At 44.0% G+C, this 19,098-nt stretch carries 17 protein-coding genes; 4 read left to right on the top strand and 13 right to left on the bottom strand.

Going from position 1 to position 19,098, the window contains the following annotated elements; genetic code table 11:
• Position 1: 1 nt before the first annotated feature.
• From AYW75_RS06895 to sdhC, 10 genes are all read right to left on the bottom strand, one after another.
• Positions 2 to 460 carry a hypothetical protein gene (locus AYW75_RS06895; protein WP_067097336.1) on the bottom strand — a complete coding sequence of 153 codons (459 nt, stop codon included), beginning with the start codon at positions 458 to 460 and terminating at the stop codon, positions 2 to 4.
• A gap of 563 nt (positions 461 to 1,023) precedes the next feature.
• On the bottom strand, positions 1,024 to 1,896 hold the full coding sequence (gene sucD, locus AYW75_RS06890) for a succinate--CoA ligase subunit alpha (RefSeq protein ID WP_067036831.1): 873 nt from the start codon (positions 1,894 to 1,896) through the stop codon (positions 1,024 to 1,026).
• A 2-nt stretch (positions 1,897 to 1,898) separates the two neighbouring features.
• On the bottom strand, positions 1,899 to 3,065 hold the full coding sequence (gene sucC / locus AYW75_RS06885) for an ADP-forming succinate--CoA ligase subunit beta (protein ID WP_067097333.1): 1,167 nt from the start codon (positions 3,063 to 3,065) through the stop codon (positions 1,899 to 1,901).
• Positions 3,066 to 3,153: 88 nt separating this feature from the next.
• The gene (gene lpdA / locus AYW75_RS06880) at positions 3,154 to 4,593 is read right to left on the bottom strand and encodes a dihydrolipoyl dehydrogenase (protein WP_067097330.1); all 1,440 of its coding nucleotides are present in this window, start codon (positions 4,591 to 4,593) and stop codon (positions 3,154 to 3,156) included.
• Positions 4,594 to 4,674: 81 nt separating this feature from the next.
• Positions 4,675 to 6,222 carry a 2-oxoglutarate dehydrogenase complex dihydrolipoyllysine-residue succinyltransferase gene (odhB, locus tag AYW75_RS06875; RefSeq protein ID WP_067097328.1) on the bottom strand — a complete coding sequence of 516 codons (1,548 nt, stop codon included), beginning with the start codon at positions 6,220 to 6,222 and terminating at the stop codon, positions 4,675 to 4,677.
• A gap of 31 nt (positions 6,223 to 6,253) precedes the next feature.
• Entirely contained in the window at positions 6,254 to 9,091 is a 2,838-nt protein-coding gene (locus tag AYW75_RS06870) for a 2-oxoglutarate dehydrogenase E1 component (protein ID WP_067097326.1), read from the bottom strand.
• Between the two features lie 350 nt (positions 9,092 to 9,441).
• Positions 9,442 to 10,146, bottom strand: a complete 705-nt coding sequence (locus AYW75_RS06865; RefSeq protein WP_067097323.1) for a succinate dehydrogenase iron-sulfur subunit — start codon at positions 10,144 to 10,146, stop codon at positions 9,442 to 9,444.
• 12 nt (positions 10,147 to 10,158) lie between these two features.
• A complete protein-coding gene (gene sdhA / locus AYW75_RS06860) occupies positions 10,159 to 11,931 on the bottom strand; it encodes a succinate dehydrogenase flavoprotein subunit (RefSeq protein WP_067097320.1) in 1,773 nt (590 codons plus the stop codon).
• Positions 11,932 to 11,934: 3 nt separating this feature from the next.
• Positions 11,935 to 12,282, bottom strand: a complete 348-nt coding sequence (sdhD, locus tag AYW75_RS06855) for a succinate dehydrogenase, hydrophobic membrane anchor protein (RefSeq protein ID WP_067097316.1) — start codon at positions 12,280 to 12,282, stop codon at positions 11,935 to 11,937.
• Entirely contained in the window at positions 12,276 to 12,653 is a 378-nt protein-coding gene (gene sdhC, locus AYW75_RS06850; RefSeq protein ID WP_067097313.1) for a succinate dehydrogenase, cytochrome b556 subunit, read from the bottom strand. Before sdhC ends, sdhD begins: the two co-directional genes overlap by 7 nt.
• Positions 12,654 to 13,221: 568 nt before the next feature.
• Between sdhC and gltA the strand changes: the two genes are divergently transcribed.
• Entirely contained in the window at positions 13,222 to 14,505 is a 1,284-nt protein-coding gene (gene gltA / locus AYW75_RS06845) for a citrate synthase (protein WP_067097310.1), read from the top strand.
• A gap of 65 nt (positions 14,506 to 14,570) precedes the next feature.
• Here the strand turns inward: gltA and AYW75_RS06840 are convergent, their stop codons facing one another.
• Positions 14,571 to 14,804, bottom strand: a complete 234-nt coding sequence (locus AYW75_RS06840) for a hypothetical protein (protein WP_067097307.1) — start codon at positions 14,802 to 14,804, stop codon at positions 14,571 to 14,573.
• Positions 14,805 to 15,887: a DUF2066 domain-containing protein gene (locus AYW75_RS06835; RefSeq protein ID WP_082856426.1), complete on the bottom strand. Its 1,083-nt coding sequence runs from the start codon at positions 15,885 to 15,887 to the stop codon at positions 14,805 to 14,807.
• Positions 15,888 to 16,007: 120 nt separating this feature from the next.
• Between AYW75_RS06835 and purM the strand changes: the two genes are divergently transcribed.
• Genes purM through AYW75_RS06820 form a run of 3 tightly spaced genes read left to right on the top strand, consistent with a single transcriptional unit; the run spans position 16,008 to position 18,522 of the window.
• Positions 16,008 to 17,063 carry a phosphoribosylformylglycinamidine cyclo-ligase gene (gene purM, locus AYW75_RS06830; protein ID WP_067097304.1) on the top strand — a complete coding sequence of 352 codons (1,056 nt, stop codon included), beginning with the start codon at positions 16,008 to 16,010 and terminating at the stop codon, positions 17,061 to 17,063.
• Positions 17,060 to 17,719 carry a phosphoribosylglycinamide formyltransferase gene (purN, locus tag AYW75_RS06825; protein ID WP_067097302.1) on the top strand — a complete coding sequence of 220 codons (660 nt, stop codon included), beginning with the start codon at positions 17,060 to 17,062 and terminating at the stop codon, positions 17,717 to 17,719. The genes purM and purN overlap by 4 nt, the downstream gene beginning before the upstream one ends.
• A gap of 11 nt (positions 17,720 to 17,730) precedes the next feature.
• On the top strand, positions 17,731 to 18,522 hold the full coding sequence (locus tag AYW75_RS06820) for a DUF3108 domain-containing protein (protein ID WP_231886159.1): 792 nt from the start codon (positions 17,731 to 17,733) through the stop codon (positions 18,520 to 18,522).
• Here AYW75_RS06820 and mobA read toward each other — a convergent pair.
• The gene (gene mobA, locus AYW75_RS06815) at positions 18,519 to 19,097 is read right to left on the bottom strand and encodes a molybdenum cofactor guanylyltransferase (RefSeq protein WP_067097299.1); all 579 of its coding nucleotides are present in this window, start codon (positions 19,095 to 19,097) and stop codon (positions 18,519 to 18,521) included. The genes AYW75_RS06820 and mobA overlap by 4 nt on opposite strands.
• Position 19,098: the final 1 nt, after the last annotated feature.

Raw genomic sequence — 19,098 nt, 5'->3', positions numbered from 1 at the left:
ATTAGTTCAGAGTACTTAACGAAGCGTAGCGTTCTGTAGATGTCATATTTACGGCTCGCTTTAAGCTGTCAGGCGTTTGATACACTTGAGTCATAAACTTTTGGCCTTCGATTTCTTTTTCATCTAAAAAGCTATTCTCAACTAACCAGCCTTTAAGTGCTTCTTGATCGAGCTGACCATCAGGCAATGTCATAGACTTCATCTGGTCTTCTGAAAGCTGAGCCACACCACCACCAGGTAAATAGATAGCGCCTGTTGCAAAATCGACACCAAATGCAACCACGCCGGGAATAAACCAAAGCAATAATCCAAGAGCATCCAGCGCAACTACTCCTAAGTCCAACTTGCCATCCACTTGTCCTTTTCGTTCCGGATAAATTAAAGTCCCACATGCTGCTAACTGGGAAGCAATAACCGAACCAACTACAAATTTAGTCACACCTTTTGATGTAATGCTCATTTTTCTCTCCTTTGATAGCTTATTACACTTAATTTGGCCTAGTTTAAGCTGCACATCAATGCCATGCACAAGAGTTTGTTTTTCTTTGCGTATTTAAGGCACATTAATTAGAGATCTAACTATTTATTTAACATTCTATTACTATGTTAGTTTTTCTAGCGCCAAAACTCTTTACTGACTAATTGAATTGAAAAAGTAATGTTAGCTGCTGTAGATGACGTATTAAAAAATACAAAGCCTGAGGACCAATACGTCACTGAATTGGCAAGGAAGGTGTTAATGAAGAGGCTGAAGTAGCCGTTAGATTCAGCTACATGGGATCTCTGAGACAATCCAAGCGAGCTTACCTATATCCATGATAGCAGCACTCATAACAACGATTCCTAATAGCTTCATTCTTTCACCTGATTTCAAATTGCATATTAGGCGTATATTACAACTTACTAAGTTTAATGCTTGCTCATTTGCACTCTTTTATAATCGGTACTCTTTTTCTTTACGACAAAAAAATCCCTGCGCTGGGCAGGGATTTTCTTCTCTCGATCAGGTCAGGAAAGCAATGCTTACCAGCCAGTGATTTCTTTTAGAGCAGAACCGATGTCCGCTAAAGAGCGAACTGTTTTAACACCAGCGTCTTGTAGTGCTGCGAATTTCTCGTCAGCCGTACCTTTACCACCAGAGATGATCGCACCAGCGTGCCCCATACGCTTACCCGCAGGTGCAGTTACACCAGCAATGTAAGACACAACAGGCTTAGTTACGTTTGCTTTGATGTATGCAGCCGCTTCTTCTTCCGCTGTACCACCGATTTCACCGATCATAACGATCGCTTCAGTTTGTGGATCGTTTTGGAACATTTCCAATACGTCAATGAAGTTAGTACCTGGAATAGGATCACCACCGATACCAACACATGTAGATTGACCGAAGCCAGCATCCGTTGTTTGCTTAACAGCTTCGTATGTCAATGTACCAGAACGCGATACGATACCTACTTTACCTGGTAAGTGAATGTGGCCTGGCATGATACCAATTTTACATTCACCAGGAGTGATAACACCTGGGCAGTTAGGACCAATTAGACGTACACCTAAGTTGTCACAAGCCACTTTACAGTCAAGCATGTCAAGCGTTGGAACACCTTCAGTAATACAAACGATTAGCTTGATACCAGCATTAGCCGCTTCAAGGATAGAATCCTTAACGAAAGGCGCTGGAACGTAGATCACAGACGCTTCAGCGCCAGTTTCAACGACTGCTTCTTTTACTGTATTGAAGACAGGCAGACCAAGGTGAGTTTGGCCACCTTTACCTGGAGTAACACCACCAACCATTTTCGTACCGTAAGCAATCGCTTGCTCAGAGTGGAATGTACCTTGGCCGCCAGTGAAACCTTGACAGATTACTTTAGTATCTTTGTTAATTAAAACAGACATTATTATTTGCCCTCCGCAGCTTTAACAACTTGTTCAGCTGCGTCTTTAAGACTTGTTGCAGCGATGATGTCTAGACCAGAGTTCGCAAGAACCTCACGGCCTTTCTCTGCGTTAGTACCTTCTAGACGTACAACAACAGGAACTTCTACGCCTACCTGTTCAACCGCACCAATGATGCCTTCTGCGATCATGTCACAACGAACGATGCCACCGAAGATGTTAACCAATACCGCTTTAACATTGCTGTCAGAAAGAATAATTTTAAACGCTTCTGCAACGCGTTCTTTAGTTGCACCGCCACCAACGTCAAGGAAGTTAGCTGGCTTGCCACCATGTAGGTTTACGATGTCCATTGTACCCATCGCTAGGCCTGCACCGTTAACCATGCAACCAACGTTACCATCTAGAGCCACGTAGTTAAGTTCCCACTGTGCTGCATGGGCTTCACGCTCATCTTCTTGAGACGGATCATGAAACTCTTGCATTTTCTTCTGACGGTAAACGGCGTTACTGTCGATGTTAATTTTGCCATCTAGACAGTGAAGATTGCCTTCGTCTGTAATCACTAGAGGGTTAATTTCTAGTAGCGCGAAGTCGTGATCATGGAACATTTGCGATAAACCAAGGAAGATCTTAGTGAACTGCTTGATTTGAGTCGGGTTAAGACCCATTTTGAATGCCATTTCACGCGCTTGGTATGGTTGTGCGCCAACTAGCGGATCGATCTCAGCTTTGTGAATCAGCTCAGGCGTTTCCTCGGCAACTTTCTCAATTTCCACACCACCTTCAGTAGAGGCCATGAAAACGACGCGACGAGTAGAACGGTCTACAACTGCACCTAGGTACAACTCATTAGCGATGTCTGTACAAGACTCAACTAGGATCTTAGCAACTGGCTGACCATTTTCGTCAGTTTGATAAGTGACTAGATTTTTACCTAGCCAGTTTGCTGCAAATTCTTTTACTTCATCTAAAGAATCAACAAGCTTTACACCACCTGCTTTACCGCGACCACCAGCGTGTACCTGAGCTTTAACAACCCACTTATCACCACCAATTTTCTTCGCTGCTTCTACTGCCTCTTCCGGCGTGTCTACTGCGTACCCTGTAGATACTGGCAGGCCATATTCAGCAAAAAGCTGTTTCGCCTGATATTCATGTAGGTTCATTTGATTCTTCCGCTCATCTTAATGATTGACATAAGCTCTGTCCTACTAAGACAGAAATTGCCGGCTCGAGGCCGGCAAATCGAATTTTTTATTTGCGTTTACGGTTTGCAATGTGGATCGCATGACCATCAACAGCAAGGGCTGCTTCGTGCACCGCTTCACTGACCGTTGGGTGAGCAAATACAGTCAAGGCGATGTCTTCAGCTGTTGAACCGAATTCCATAGCGATTACTGCTTGCGCAATAAGATCTGCAGCATGGCCACCAATAATGTGACAGCCTAGAATACGGTCTGTTTCTTCATCAGCAATGATCTTAACAAAGCCATCAGTATCGTTCGCAGCCATCGCACGACCAGACGCAGCAAATGGGAATTTACCTACTTTGAACTTAGCGCCCTCAGCTTTCAGCTGCTGTTCGTTTTTACCAACCCATGCTAATTCTGGGTGCGTATAGATAACAGATGGAACACAGTCATAGTTCATTTGAGCTTTATGACCAGCGATGATATCCGCAACCATGACACCTTCTTCAGAAGCTTTGTGTGCCAACATTGGACCACGAACAATATCACCAATAGCAAACACACCAGGTACATTCGTTGCACATTGCTCATCAACAAATACGAAGCCACGCTCGTCTAGGTTAACGCCTGAGTCACCTGCTAGACAGCCATCTGTAAATGGCTTACGACCTACAGCAACGATCAGCTTGTCAAAAGTTTGCTTTTGCTCTTCGCCTTTAGCATCAAGGAAAGTGACTTCAACTTCTTCACCTTTCACTTCGCTGCCCGTTACGCGCGCACCAACACGAATGTCTAGACCTTGTTTCTTGAAGATTTTAGCGGCCTCTTTAGCTAAATCTTGGTCACATAGACTTAGGAACTGATCTTGCGCTTCAAGCACAACCACTTCAGAACCAAGACGCTTCCATACAGAACCCAACTCAAGACCGATAACACCGGCACCGATTACACCAAGACGCTTAGGCACTTCACGGAAATCCAATGCACCTTCGTTATCAACGATGATGTCACCTGTACGAGGTGCTGGCGGAATATTAACTGGCACAGAACCTGTCGCAAGAATCACGTTGTCTGCTTCAAGTGTTTCTACAGAGCCATCGTGCGCTGTGAATTCAACTTTCTTGTTCGCAAGCAGCTTACCAAAACCTTCAAAACTGGTTACACCATTAGCTTTAAAGAGACCAGCAATACCGCCAGTTAATTGGTTTACAATGTTGTCTTTGCGATCAACCATCGCATTAACATCCATTGAAACACCTTCCACACCAATGCCGTGAACTTTAAATTCTTCTGTCGCATCATGGTATTTATGAGAAGAGTCCAATAGTGCTTTAGATGGAATACAACCTACGTTCAAACATGTACCACCTAGGCGTGGTTTGTTGTCTTTATCCAACCACTTCTCGATACATGCTGCTTTTAGGCCCAGTTGTGCTGCACGAATAGCAGCAACATAACCACCTGGACCGCCACCGATTACGATTACATCAAATTTATTAGACATAGGATTTATCCATTGTTGTTTGCTAGGACGTTGTACGTCCTAGCAAGTTTTACTCATATCCACAGAAGTGGGTGCAATTACTTAGATTTCAAGCAGTAGACGTGCTGGATCTTCTAATAAGTCCTTGATGGTAACAAGGAATTGCACCGCTTCTTTACCGTCGATCATACGGTGATCGTATGACAACGCTAGGTACATCATAGGCTGAATGACAACCTGACCATTCACCGCCATTGGGCGCTCTTGGATTTTGTGCATACCCAAGATCGCTGTTTGAGGTGGATTGATAATTGGTGTCGACATTAGCGAGCCGAAAATCCCGCCATTTGTGATGGTAAACGTACCACCTTGCATGTCATCCATACCAAGCTTACCGTCACGGCCACGTACAGCGAAGTCCATGATATTAGACTCGATGTCTGCAAGACCCATTGCTTCAGTGTTACGAAGCACTGGTACCATCAAACCACGATTAGTAGATACCGCAACACCGATATCTTGGTAACCATGGTAAACCATGTCGTTGCCATCAATTGAAGCATTGACTGCAGGGAAACGTTTTAAAGCTTCTGTAGCTGCTTTCACGAAGAAAGACATAAAGCCAAGTTTCGTACCATTATGAGTCTTTTGGAACAAGTCTTTATACTTGCTACGCAGCTCCATAACAGGACCCATGTTTACTTCGTTGTACGTTGTAAGCATGGCTGCACTTTGCTGAGCTTCCACCAAACGCTTAGCAATCGTTGCACGTAGACGAGTCATTGGCACACGCTTTTCAACACGACCTTCTTCGCCTAATGCTGCAGTTACTGCAGGAGCAGCAGCTGCTTTACTCTCTGGTGCAGCAGCTTTAGCAGGTGCTGTAGCAGATTTATTTTGCGCAGCAGCGTCCACGTCTTCTTTCGTAATACGTCCGCCTTTACCTGTGCCTTTGACTTGTGCTGCCGTCAAGCCCGCTTCAGCTAGTGCTTTGCGCGCAGCAGGACCTGCAACAGCATCTTCATCACCTTCTACAGCTGACGCAGCCGCTTTTTCAGCGGGTGCAGAGGCTGCTTCGCCTGAAGCACCAACAGCAAACTTAGCAAGGACTTCAGAGCTTAAAACAGTCTCGCCTTCAGCTTTAAGGATGTCTGCAATAACACCATCAGCTGGTGCAACCACTTCAAGCACAACCTTATCGGTTTCAATATCGACAATATGCTCATCACGCTTACATGCTTCACCTGGCTGTTTATGCCAAGCAGCGACCGTACCATCTGCAACAGACTCTGGGAAAACAGGTGCTTTTACGTCAACTGTTTCAGAAGCCGCGCTTGCAGGAGCTTCTGATTTATTTTCTTTAGCTTCTGTTTTTTCCGGCTCTGATTCTTTCGGTGCATCGGACGCAGATGCGCCAGAGTCAAACACTGCTAAAACTTCTGCGCTCAATACGATATCGCCTTCAGCTTTAAGAACTTCCTTCAACACACCATCAGCAGGAGCAACAACTTCTAAAACCACTTTATCAGTTTCAATATCAACGATGTGCTCATCACGTTTACACGCTTCACCTGGTTGTTTGTACCATGTAGCGACAGTGCCATCTGCTACAGATTCTGGAAAAGTAGGTGCTTTAATTTCAATACTCATTTTTTACCCTTATCTCTGACAGGCAGTGTTGCTAGCCGACAATCGCGTCGTTAACCAGCGCTTCTTGTTCTTCAACGTGTACAGACATGTAACCTGCTGCAGGTGCTGCAGAAGATATACGTCCAGCGAAGCGAATCTTAACGTCTGGATATAGCTTCTCTAATACACGGCTCATACGGTGGCGGTTTGCATGCCAAGCACCTTGGTTCTTAGGTTCTTCTTGACACCAAATCAGCTCTTCAACATTTTTGTACGGTTCCAACACAGCTTCAAAATCTGCATATGGGAATGGGTACAATTGCTCAAGACGAATGATTGCCACATCATCCTTGGCCAACTCTTCGCGACGGTTGTAAAGGTCGTAATAAACCTTACCGCTACAGATCACCAAACGCTTAACATTCTCAGGCTGAATATTATCCGCTGATTCTGGTAATACCGTTTTGAAGCTGCCTTCAGACAAGTCTTCTAAAGTCGAAATTGCTTGCTTGTGACGCAATAAACTCTTCGGAGACATGATAATTAATGGACGACGCATCGGACGAATCGCCTGACGACGCAAGATATGGAAGATCTGCGACGGTGTTGTCGGTACACATACCTGAATGTTGTACTCTGCACACATTTGCATGAAACGCTCAAGACGAGCAGATGAATGCTCTGGTCCTTGACCTTCATAGCCATGCGGCAACAACATGGTTAAGCCACATAAGCGGCCCCACTTATGCTCACCACTCGTGATGAACTGATCAATAACAACCTGCGCACCGTTAGCGAAATCACCAAATTGAGCTTCCCAAACAACCAAACCATTAGGTGAAGTCGTTGAGTATCCATATTCAAAAGCCAGTACCGCTTCTTCAGACAAGTATGAATCGTACAAGTCTAATGTAGGCTGATCTTCTGATATATGCTTAAGTGGAATGTAAGTGCTGCCATCTTTTTGGCTGTGGACAACCGCATGACGATGAGAGAACGTGCCACGACCTGAGTCTTGCCCCGTAATACGAATTGGGTAGCCTTGCTCCAACAACGTTGCAAAAGCTAATGTTTCTGCATATCCCCAGTTAAGAGGCATTGCACCAGCGGTCATTTTATCGCGATCTTCATAGATCTTCATAACTTGACGCTGAACCACAATACCATCTGGAACAGACGTGGTTTTCTTAGCCACTTCTTGCAACTGAGCCAACGGATAAGAGGTATCACCCGCATCAGTCCATTCCACACCTAGGTATGGCTTCCAATCGACAAAAAGCTCTAACTTAGGCTCAAGAACTAAGCTTTTGGCCACATGACGCGCGTTGTCTAAGTCTTCACGGTTTTCACTGACTAGCTCATCAGCTTCTGCTTCCGTAACCACTTTTTTCTCAATTAAGTATTCAGCATATTTAGTACGAGTCGTCTTCATTTTATTGATGACTTTGTACATTAATGGCTGAGTACCAGACGGCTCATCTGTCTCGTTATGACCACGGCGGCGGTAACAAACCATGTCAATCACAACATCACGACCAAACTCGTAACGGTAATCCAATGCAAGCTGAGTGACAAACAGCACAGCCTCTGGATCATCGCCATTTACGTGTAAGATCGGCGCCTGAATCATTTTCGCAACATCTGTAGCGTATTCAGTTGAGCGCGAGTCTTCTTGGCGGTTCGTTGTAAAACCAACTTGGTTGTTGATAACGATATGTACTGTACCGCCCGTGCGGTAAGCACGTGTTTGAGACATCTGGAATGTCTCCATCACCACGCCTTGACCAGCAAAGGCCGCATCGCCATGAATAGAGATAGGTACAACTGTTTTACCCGTTTTATCTTTACGACGATCCTGACGCGCACGTACCGAGCCTTCCACTACTGGCGAAACGATCTCAAGGTGAGATGGGTTGAACGCCAATACGGTGTGAACTTCACCACCCGCCGTCATCACATTTGAAGAAAAACCTTGGTGGTATTTAACATCACCAGACGTGTTAACAAGTTTTTTACCTTCAAACTCATCAAACAAATCTTTAGGGTTCTTACCAAGTGTATTAACCAGTACGTTTAGACGGCCACGGTGAGCCATGCCAATCACAACTTCTTTTGCACCCAGTGCGCCGGAACGTTGAATTAACTCATTCACCATTGGAATTAAGCTTTCGCCACCTTCCAAACCAAAACGTTTAGCGCCTGGATAACGACTTGCAAGGTATTTTTCAAGACCTTCTGCCGCAGTTAAACGCTCAAGCAATGCTTTGCGGGTCTCTTCAGAATACTCTGGACGAGATCGAACTGACTCCACGCGCTGTTGCAACCAAGCTTTTTCTTGGGTATCAACAATATGCATGAATTCGTAGCCGACAGAGCCACAGTAAGTTTTCTCAAGCTCAGCAACCATATCTTTAAGCGGCATGCTTTCTTGATTGAAAAATAGAGAGCCGGTATTGAACGTTGTATCTAGATCTGCACCAGTTAATTGATGGTAGCCCAGATCAAGATCAGCAACTTTATCTCGTTTAATTAGATCAAGTGGATCTAAGTTTGAGTGTTGATGACCTCGTACGCGGTAAGCGTTAATAAGTTGAAGTACGTTGATTTGCTTTTGCTCATGTTCTGAGCTAGCTGCGACACCTGAGGAAACAGGCATGTTGCGGAACTTGTTTTTACCAAGTTCTAAGAATTGTTGTTGAATAACAGAGTGAGGAAGATCTGTTGACTGCGCTTCGCTAACTCTCGGCAACTGATCAAAACATTTCCGCCATTCTTCCGATACTGAGTTGGGGTCAACTAAGTAGCTCTCAAACAGCCCCTCAACATATTCAAGGTTACCCCCTGAAAAGTGAGAAGTGCTCCATAGCAACTCCATCAAACTTTCATGCATTCTCGATCACCCTTTTATGTTCGAGCCAGCTATCGCCAATTTGCGATAACTCTTATATTTTTTCTGGTTTTTGGCTACCAAAAAGTAACCGCCAGCTTATTATTTACTTTTGCCTAACTGCACTAAAACAGCCCTATTCTAAAGCACGGGTGCATTACTATTTTAGTAATAAATGGGACTATTTGGTGCTTTTTCATATCCAGAAATACATCTGCTATGAAAAACTAAATTCTTTGCAACTTATAAATTTAAAGACTGTGCTCTTAACGTTGCTTTTAAGAACATCGGAAGGGTGGCTTAAAAAGCCACCCTAAGCATAACAAAAACTAGGTTATGCTGATCTGTTTCTCTTATGTTGCCCGCTGAACCAACATAGTACGAATGTGACCAATCGCTTTTGTTGGGTTCAAACCTTTTGGACAAACATTGACACAGTTCATGATGCCATGACAACGGAATACACTAAAAGGATCATCAAGCTCACTTAAACGATCTTGTGTTGCTGTATCACGGCTGTCTGCTAGAAAACGATAAGCTTGGAGCAAGCCCGACGGCCCTACAAACTTATCAGGGTTCCACCAAAAAGATGGACAAGCAGTCGAACAACATGCACACAATATACACTCGTAAAGCCCATCCAGCTTCTCACGCTCTTCAGGACTCTGTAAACGCTCAATCGCAGGTGCAGGCGTCTCGTTAATCAAAAATGGTTTGATTTTTTCGTACTGCTTGTAGAACTGCCCCATATCGACCACTAAGTCGCGTACAACTGGCAGACCAGGCAATGGACGAAGAACAAGTTTATTGTTCTTCGCTGCAGCCGAAACTGGAGTAATACATGCAAGACCATTTTTGCCTGACATATTCATACCATCCGAGCCACACACACCCTCACGACATGAACGTCGATAAGAGATACTTGGATCTTGTGCTTTCAACAGGTTAAGCACGTCAAGCACCATCAGGTCTTTGCCTGCTGGTAACTCGATTTCAAAATCCTGCATATAAGGCGCATCGTCCTTCTCAGGATTGTAACGATAGATACTAACTAACATTGACATAACTCCTTAGTATGAACGAACTTTAGGTGGGAAAGCATCCATTGTCTTAGGCGCAAAGTTCACATCACGCTGGGTTACTTTCTTATCAGTTGGGTGATACAAAGAGTGTTTCAACCAGTTTTCGTCGTCACGTTCAGTGAAGTCATTACGAGCATGCGCACCGCGGCTTTCTTTACGGAATTCCGCAGGAATCGCTGTTGCTTCTGCCACTTCCAACAAGTTCTCAAGCTCCAATGCTTCAATACGAGCAGTATTGAAGGCTTGACTCTTATCTTCTAGATGTAGATTCTCAACGCGTTTACGCAACTCTTTAAGCTGTTCAAGGCCTTTCTGCATCGAATCACCTTCGCGGAAAACGCCGAAGTAAAGCTGCATCGTTTTCTGAAGATCGTCGCGTACCTTAGCAACACTTTCGCCACCAGAGCTGTTATTCAAACGCTCTAGACGTGCCATTGCATCTTTAACATCTGTATCACTTGCATCCATAGATTCGAAGCCTTCATCAAGAGACTTCTTAACCTGCAAACCTACTGCACGGCCAAACACCACTAAATCAAGTAGCGAGTTACCACCTAGGCGGTTGGAACCATGCACCGATACGCACGCCACTTCACCACAAGCATATAGACCTGGAATGATAATATCTTCGCCAGTCTGAGTTTGCTTGATAGCTTGGCCACCAATATTCGTTGGAATACCGCCCATCATGTAATGACACGTTGGAATAACAGGAATAGGCTCTTTCACTGGGTCCACATGCGCGAACGTACGTGATAGCTCTAGGATACCTGGCAGACGTTTATTAAGTGTTTCTTCACCAAGATGATCAAGCTTAAGAAGAACGTGATCGCCATTTTCGCCACAACCACGGCCTTCAAGAATTTCTAGAATCATTGAACGGGCAACAACATCACGACCCGCAAGATCTTTTGCGTTTGGCGCATAACGCTCCATGAAACGTTCGCCGTCTTTATTAATTAGGTAACCACCTTCACCACGACAGCCTTCTGTTACAAGCGTACCAGCACCATAAATACCGGTTGGGTGGAACTGCCACATTTCCATATCTTGCATTGGGAAGCCAGCACGAAGTGCCATGCCAACACCATCACCAGTATTGATGTGCGCATTGGTTGTAGATTGGTAAATACGACCTGCACCACCAGTTGCCATAACTGTTGCCTTGGCTTTTAGGTAGACCGTTTCACCCGTTTCCACACAAATCGCAACAACACCTACCACTGCGTCATCAGCATTTTTAACAAGATCGACAGCGTACCACTCGTTTAGGAACGTTGTACCACCTTTCAAGTTAGCTTGATAAAGCGTATGTAAAAGCGCATGACCTGTACGGTCAGCTGCAGCACATGTACGAGCGGCCTGACCACCTTTACCAAAGTCTTTAGACTGGCCACCAAAAGGGCGCTGGTAGATACGTCCATTCTCTTTACGAGAGAAAGGCAAACCCATGTGTTCAAGCTCAAATACAGCTTGTGGACCAACAGAACACATATATTCAATAGCGTCTTGGTCACCAATATAGTCTGACCCTTTTACGGTGTCATACATGTGCCAGCGCCAATCATCGTTTGGATCTTCACTTGCGATGGCACAAGTGATACCACCCTGTGCTGATACGGTGTGAGATCGTGTTGGGAATACTTTTGTTACACATGCGGTATTCAAACCAGACTCTGTTAACTGAAGTGCAGCACGCATACCTGCGCCGCCGCCGCCCACTACAATGGCATCAAAAGAAATAGTACGAATATTCGCCATTATTTATAGCCCCCAAAGAACCTGAATTCCCCATACGACATAGATAAACATTACTAAGCCACATACGGATTGAAAGAAGAAACGAACACCTGTTGATTTAATGTAGTCCGTTGAAATAGACCACAAGCCTATCCACGAATGGATGCCAATGGAAAGAAGTGTCAAGAGACTAAAAATACGCATAGAAGTAGATTCAAATAAACCACTCCATTGCTCATAGGTTAGATCTGGGTTCAGAAGCAAGTAACCGATGAGAAAGATACTGTAAGCTGACAATACCAATGCAGAGATGCGCTGCATCATCCAGTCATACAGACCTGAACGGCCAAAGCTAGTAATTTGAGTTACCATATCCATACTCCTGCTAGTAGAATCAGAACAACTGCGATCACTAAGTTCGCTTTCGCCGCCATGCGGCCACTTTCAAGTTCTTCGAAATGCCCCAAATCCATAAACAAGTGTTTAATACCTGCTACAAAATGGTACATCAATGCAGAAACGACACCCCAAACGACAAATTTTGCTAGGAAGTTGTTTTGTAGCACCTCTACCACTTGATCAAAACCTTGTTGTGAAGACAATGACTGATCGAATGCATAGAACAAGAATGCTAACCCAATAAATAGGATGATCCCCGTTACTCGATGCAAGATAGAGACAATTGCGGTTACTGGCATTGATATTGTGGAAATATCAAGATTGACTGGTCTTTTTTTGTTCACGACTCTATACACCACTTTATTTGATTGAATGGTCAATCACGACCCAAGTTCTATTTTCACCAGTAAGTAACGATAGTTCTGCTCTTATTGGATCACATAGGCCTCCTTGAAAATCCCATCGATTTGCAAGCGACATTGGCACAAGCGACTCAAACTTGCCAAATAACACCGACAAATCAATGAAATCATCGGAACGCAATTATAGACTAGGCCAAAAACCTAAAACAAATACACAGGACAAGGGGTTTTCAATGATCACCATTCATAAAATGAATGGTGCCATAAACAAAAGCAATAATGGTATAAAATTACATATTTACGAAATTTTAATAAATTAATTTTTCCTTTTAAATTCAGTAAGATAAAAACAAAACGATCACTTATCGACCATCTCTTAGCAATAACTACGTTACAAATTTACAAAGAAATCACTAGGATCAAGTAAGCAGTAAGAAATTTGTCCAATTGACTTTGTAACCCCTAAGAAAGTATTTTTTCCGCACCTTCTGGGCCTGGAGAGCTAATTCAAGGCTCTTTGCCCCGGACCAGAGTACGAAGGAGACCAAAAATGGCTGACAAAAAAGCTCGCATAACGGTAGACGGTATCGATCAAACGATTGAACTTCCTGTATTAACAGGTACAGCTGGACAAGACGTGATAGATGTAAGAACTCTTGGTTCTCACGGTGTCTTCACTTATGATCCTGGCTTCATGTCTACTGGCTCATGTGAATCTGCTATCACCTACATAGACGGTGAAGCAGGCGTGCTTCTACATCGCGGTTACAAAATCGCTGATTTAGCAGAACACTCAGACTACCTTGAAACATGTTACCTACTTCTATACGGAGAGCTGCCAAGCACTAAAGAAAAAGCAGAGTTCGTTGAAACGGTAAAAAACCATACCATGGTGTCAGAATCTATGCAGAAGTTCCTTGATGGCTTCCGTAACGATGCTCACCCTATGGCAGTTATGGTTGGCTTAGTAGGCGCGCTATCCGCCTTCTACCAAGACCACATGGACATCAATGATCCTAAGCATCGTGAAATTGCTGCCTTCCGATTGATTTCAAAAATGCCAACGCTTGCATCAATGTGTTACAAGTACTCAAAAGGTCAACCGACCATGTACCCTCGTAACGACTTGAACTACGCGGAAAGCTTTCTATACATGATGTTTGCAACACCATGCGAAGAATATAAAGTAAACCCTGTATTCGCTAAGGCGATGGATCGGATCTTTATCCTTCATGCCGATCATGAGCAAAACGCATCAACATCGACCGTTCGCTTAGCAGGCTCTTCAGGGGCTAATCCATTTGCATGTATCGCTGCAGGCATCGCAACGCTTTGGGGCCCTGCTCACGGCGGCGCAAACGAAGCAGTTCTATCTATGCTTGAAGAAATTGGTGACGAATCCAAGATTGACGAATTCATCGCCAAAGCTAAAGATAAGAACGACCCTTTCCGCCTAATGGGTTTTGGTCATCGTGTCTATAAAAACTTTGACCCTCGCGCTAAAGTTATGCGCGAAACATGTGATCAAGTTCTAGCTGAACTAGGGCAATCAGATGACCCTATGTTGAAAATTGCAAAACGCCTTGAGCAAATTGCTTTAGAAGACCCTTACTTCGTGGAGCGCAAGCTTTATCCAAACGTGGACTTCTACTCTGGCATCATAATGAAAGCAATAGGCATCCCTACCTCTATGTTTACGGTAATCTTCGCGATGTCTCGCACTATTGGATGGATCTCTCACTGGAATGAGATGATTGGCGGTGCATACAAAATTGGACGCCCTCGCCAACTGTATGTGGGACACACTGAACGTGATTTCCCAACGGATAAATAAGTAAGCTATCCACGCATACAGACAAAAAAAGCGGCTTAAGCCGCTTTTTTTTGTGCTGATACTAATTACTCTTCGTCGTCTTCTACCACGATCTCAGTAATAATTTTTGTACCACATTTCACACAGTCACCCTCAATCCAAGTACGCTCACCCGCTTTATATTCTTGCGGGTTTTTCATCCCTAGGTCCATTTCCATACATTGGTTACACCAAGTTTGCTGCAAAAAATCTTGCCGTTCTTCTGCCGGACGCGCAAAAAAGTCTTTCAACACTGATGTTACTTCTGTTTCATTAGCCATCTAATTGTTACCTTTACCCGTATATTGATAATTAATAACTCGGTTTGCATTGTATTCCAGTGGGTCCACTGGCAAAGCAGCCAACATACTACTCAACGCCACACTGTTTCTAAGCTTACTTTCTGTACCATTCAAAGACACATTAAACTCAACTTGATCACCAACAACACTGCTTAACTGCCATTGCTTTACTACGCCTATAGAGCCTAAATAGTTTTTCAATGAAGACATTGCTTGATAATCATTCACCCCATTAACTTTCACGTACAGTTGATTAGGAGTAGCTAAGCGAATAGAGGCATATCGATCTGAAAGCAAAGCGGAGAGCTTCAACAATATCTCCTGCATCGCCTTACGCTTAGATGCATTTGTAACTGAAACTAGGCGCGACGACTGATTTGGGGCCAAAAGCATACTTTCAACGACAGCCTCACCGCGGTATTGACTAACTCTAATCGCCAACACAATATCTGTTTGATAGCGTTCACTGGCATTAAGAATATCCTCTTCAAAGAAGCCCCATAGTGCACTAGAATCTAAAGCGTTCTTATCCACACTATCCACAAGAGGTGCATAGACTGGCAAGCCATGCAACTTAGCGCCATCAAACAATTCTGACAAAGCGGCAGATGGATGGTTAGCGCCAAACATTTTTCGAGAGCCACTGTTTTCTTCAATCAACCAAACCAGAATACTCGGCCGATTACTACCCCAAACAGGCAACCCCTGATCAAGCAGAAAACGATCCACAGACTCCTTATAAAATGTCACATTGACCTCTTTAGCAGCCTCTGGCCCATCACTACCTAGAATTGTTTCAACAACATCTTGTACTGAGTGTTGAGCGACCCATCCAGCTACAGAACGATGTGCCTTAGCTAGCACTTGAGAAGATAAGTCATCTGACTTCCCTGAAACCCTCAACAACACGTCATCAATCGCTTGAACAAAGGCTCGGTTCAATAACTGCTGATCATCTAAACTAGCGGGCACCTGCACAATAGACGAATATAAGTTAGAAACTTGCACCGCATGGCCCATTGATGAAAGTAACAATAGCCAAACAAAGACAATACGCTTCAAAATAATCCCCTCACTTATCGTATTTTCTCTATTCTACTGTCTTCTGCGCAAAGAACCATAGCCCTTATTTTCCACTGTGTTAAAATGCCGTTTTTCCCACACCATGATAAGGCTTAGGCAATGACCGAATCGAATAAAACCTCGATTAGTTACAAAGACGCAGGCGTAGATATTAATGCGGGCAACGAACTTGTAGAACGCATTAAAGGCGTCAGTAAAAAAACGCGCCGCCCTGAAGTACTAGGTGGATTAGGTGGCTTCGGCGCCCTTACTCGTCTACCAGAAAAGTACAAGAAACCCGTCTTAGTATCCGGTACAGACGGTGTCGGCACAAAGCTGCGTTTAGCAATGGACCTAAACAAACATGACACCATCGGCATTGACCTAGTGGCAATGTGTGTGAATGATCTTATTGTTGCAGGTGCTGAGCCTCTACTTTTCCTAGATTATTACGCAACAGGTAAACTTGACGTGGACGTTGCCGCGGACGTTGTCACCGGCATTGGTGAAGGCTGTCTACAGTCAGGCTGTGCTCTAGTGGGTGGCGAAACAGCAGAAATGCCTGGCATGTACCACGACGGCGATTACGATCTTGCAGGTTTCTGTGTGGGTGTCGCTGAGGAAGACCAAATCATTGACGGCAGCAATGTTAAAGCCGGTAATACTTTGATCGCTTTAGGTTCATCAGGCCCACACTCAAACGGCTACTCATTAATTCGTAAGATTTTGGAAGTGAATAACTCAAATCTTGACGAAGAAGTGGATGGCATTGCCCTTAAAGATGCCCTACTTGCTCCGACGAAAATTTACGTTAAATCCATCCTAAAATTAATGGAAACCGTTAATCTAAATGCATTAGCGCACATCACTGGCGGCGGCTTACTAGAAAACATTCCTCGCGTTTTACCAGAAGGCACATCAGCGTATATTGATGCAACTAGCTGGACACGCCCGGCGATCTTTGACTGGCTGCAAGCAAAAGGCAACGTTGAGCAAGAAGAAATGTACCGCGTACTAAACTGTGGCGTCGGTATGGTTCTAGCAATCAACACAGAAGATACAGACAAAACGCTATCAACCCTTCAAGCTGAAGGCGAAAATGCATGGGTTATCGGTGAGATCCGTGAGCTATCTGACAAAGAAGTTATTATCTCTGATCTAGAGGCCTCTGCATGAGTTGCCCCGTCGTTGTTTTAATCTCAGGCAGCGGCAGCAATTTGCAGGCTTTGATTGATCAAAGCCTGCAAGGTGACCTCGATATTGATATAAAGGCAGTTATCAGCAACAAAGCCTCTGCTTATGGACTAGAACGTGCTAGCAATGCTGACATTGCTACTCATGCCCTTGACCATAAACAGTTTGAAAGTCGCGAAGCATTCGATCAAGCTCTGATGACCTTGATCGACCAGTATCAGCCTAAGCTGGTGGTTCTTGCGGGCTTCATGCGCATTCTTACGGAAGATTTTACGCGTCATTATGAAGGTCGTATGCTAAATATACACCCTTCATTATTGCCTAAGTACAAAGGCCTAAACACGCACCAACGTGCCATTGATGCGGGTGAAACGGAACATGGTGTGTCCGTTCACTTCGTTACTTCGGAACTGGATGCTGGCTCAGTTGTCTTACAAGCTAGCACTTTAATATCGTCAGATGAAACTGCTGACTCGCTAGCAAAAAAAGTCCATAGCCTTGAGCACATCATTTATCCATTAAGTGTCAAATGGTTCAGCTTAGGCAGGCTTACTCTTCAAGAAGGCAAAGCTTTGTTGGATGGAAAACCTTTGCCGCTGTCAGGTGTACGTTATACAACGGAATTAAACGATCACTAGGAAACCTCAAGATGGGCATTAGCAGACAAGTCTTCACAATCATATTACTTTTTCAGATAATGCCCTCTTATTCTCACTCGGATAATGACAGTACTTCGAGCCAAACTACGCGCATTGAGTACAATCAAAGTAACTCTACTATTAACTCATCAATTGAGTCTGAAAAGCACAGTTTTTTTGAGCCTTACAATGCGCTTTATAGCACTGTTTATAAAAAAGGAATAACCTTAAAAGTCGAAGGTACTCAAATCCTCACTCAGACAACAGACAATACATGGAAATTTGAATTTTCAGTCGACACACTACTCGCGTCGTTAAAAGAAAGTAGTCAGTTTAGACTTGATCGTGGCAGTTTGCGCCCTACTAAATACCACTATTCGTCGCGCATTTTAGGCAAGCATAAAGAAATGCTATTGCATTTTGACTGGGATGACATGAAAGTCACCAATGATGTGAAAAATGATCCATGGAAAATGGATATCAATGACTTAACACTGGACAGACTAACGCTTCAATTACAGCTACGCTTCGACTTACTGAATCAGCGCGAACAACTCTCTTATGACATTGCAGATGGCGGGAAATTAAAGCGCTACACGTTCGCTCAACAACAGATAGAAACCATCGACACTAAGTTAGGCCATTTAGAAACGATAAAGGTTGCCAGAACAGACAATCTTTCTGAAAAACGCCACTCATATTTTTGGTTTGCACCAGAATACGATTACTTGTTGGTCAAAATGGAACACTTTGAAAAAGGTGAGTCCTATATTCTGAATTTAGAAAAGATCAGCTCACCTTAAACTAGCTGCTCGGTATGATTAATATTAACAAGCTCATCATCATGCTCCCAATATACTGACTCAGCACCAATCGTTTTATAAAACTTCATTACACCAAAATGCTCAGTATTCTTTAGAAAATCTGGCAGCTGTTGTTTCAGCTGATTTACTGGTAGCACCGCATGCAGTGGCTGACGACCAGATTTGCTTTCCAAGTAATGCACTATATCCGGCGCCTGCTGGGCACTCTTCAAAAGTTTAAGCAATGCCTCTCGAGATAAGCATGGCGTATCACAAGGGACAATCAATAAGTGTGAGGAATTGATAGATTCAAGTGCTGAAAAGATGCCACCTAACGGACCAATGCCCTGCCAAGGCTCTACATCACTCACCACCAACCGAGTTAAAGCGCGATAATGCTTAATATTACGATTTGCACTGATCACAGTATCAACACATAAAGGTGATACCAGATCGACTAGACGTCTCGCCATAGAAACGCCTTGATACACCTGAAGACCTTTATCAACACCGCCCATCCGCTGTGCTTGGCCACCCGATAAAATCAAAGCAGTTATTTCAAATACAATTGCCATG

Origin of the sequence: Marinomonas atlantica, from assembly GCF_001639725.1 — a bacterium.
Taxonomy (GTDB): Bacteria; Pseudomonadota; Gammaproteobacteria; order Pseudomonadales; family Marinomonadaceae; genus Marinomonas; species Marinomonas atlantica.
Note: the sequence above shows the minus strand (reverse complement) of the source record. Positions and strands in the feature narration are given on the sequence as shown.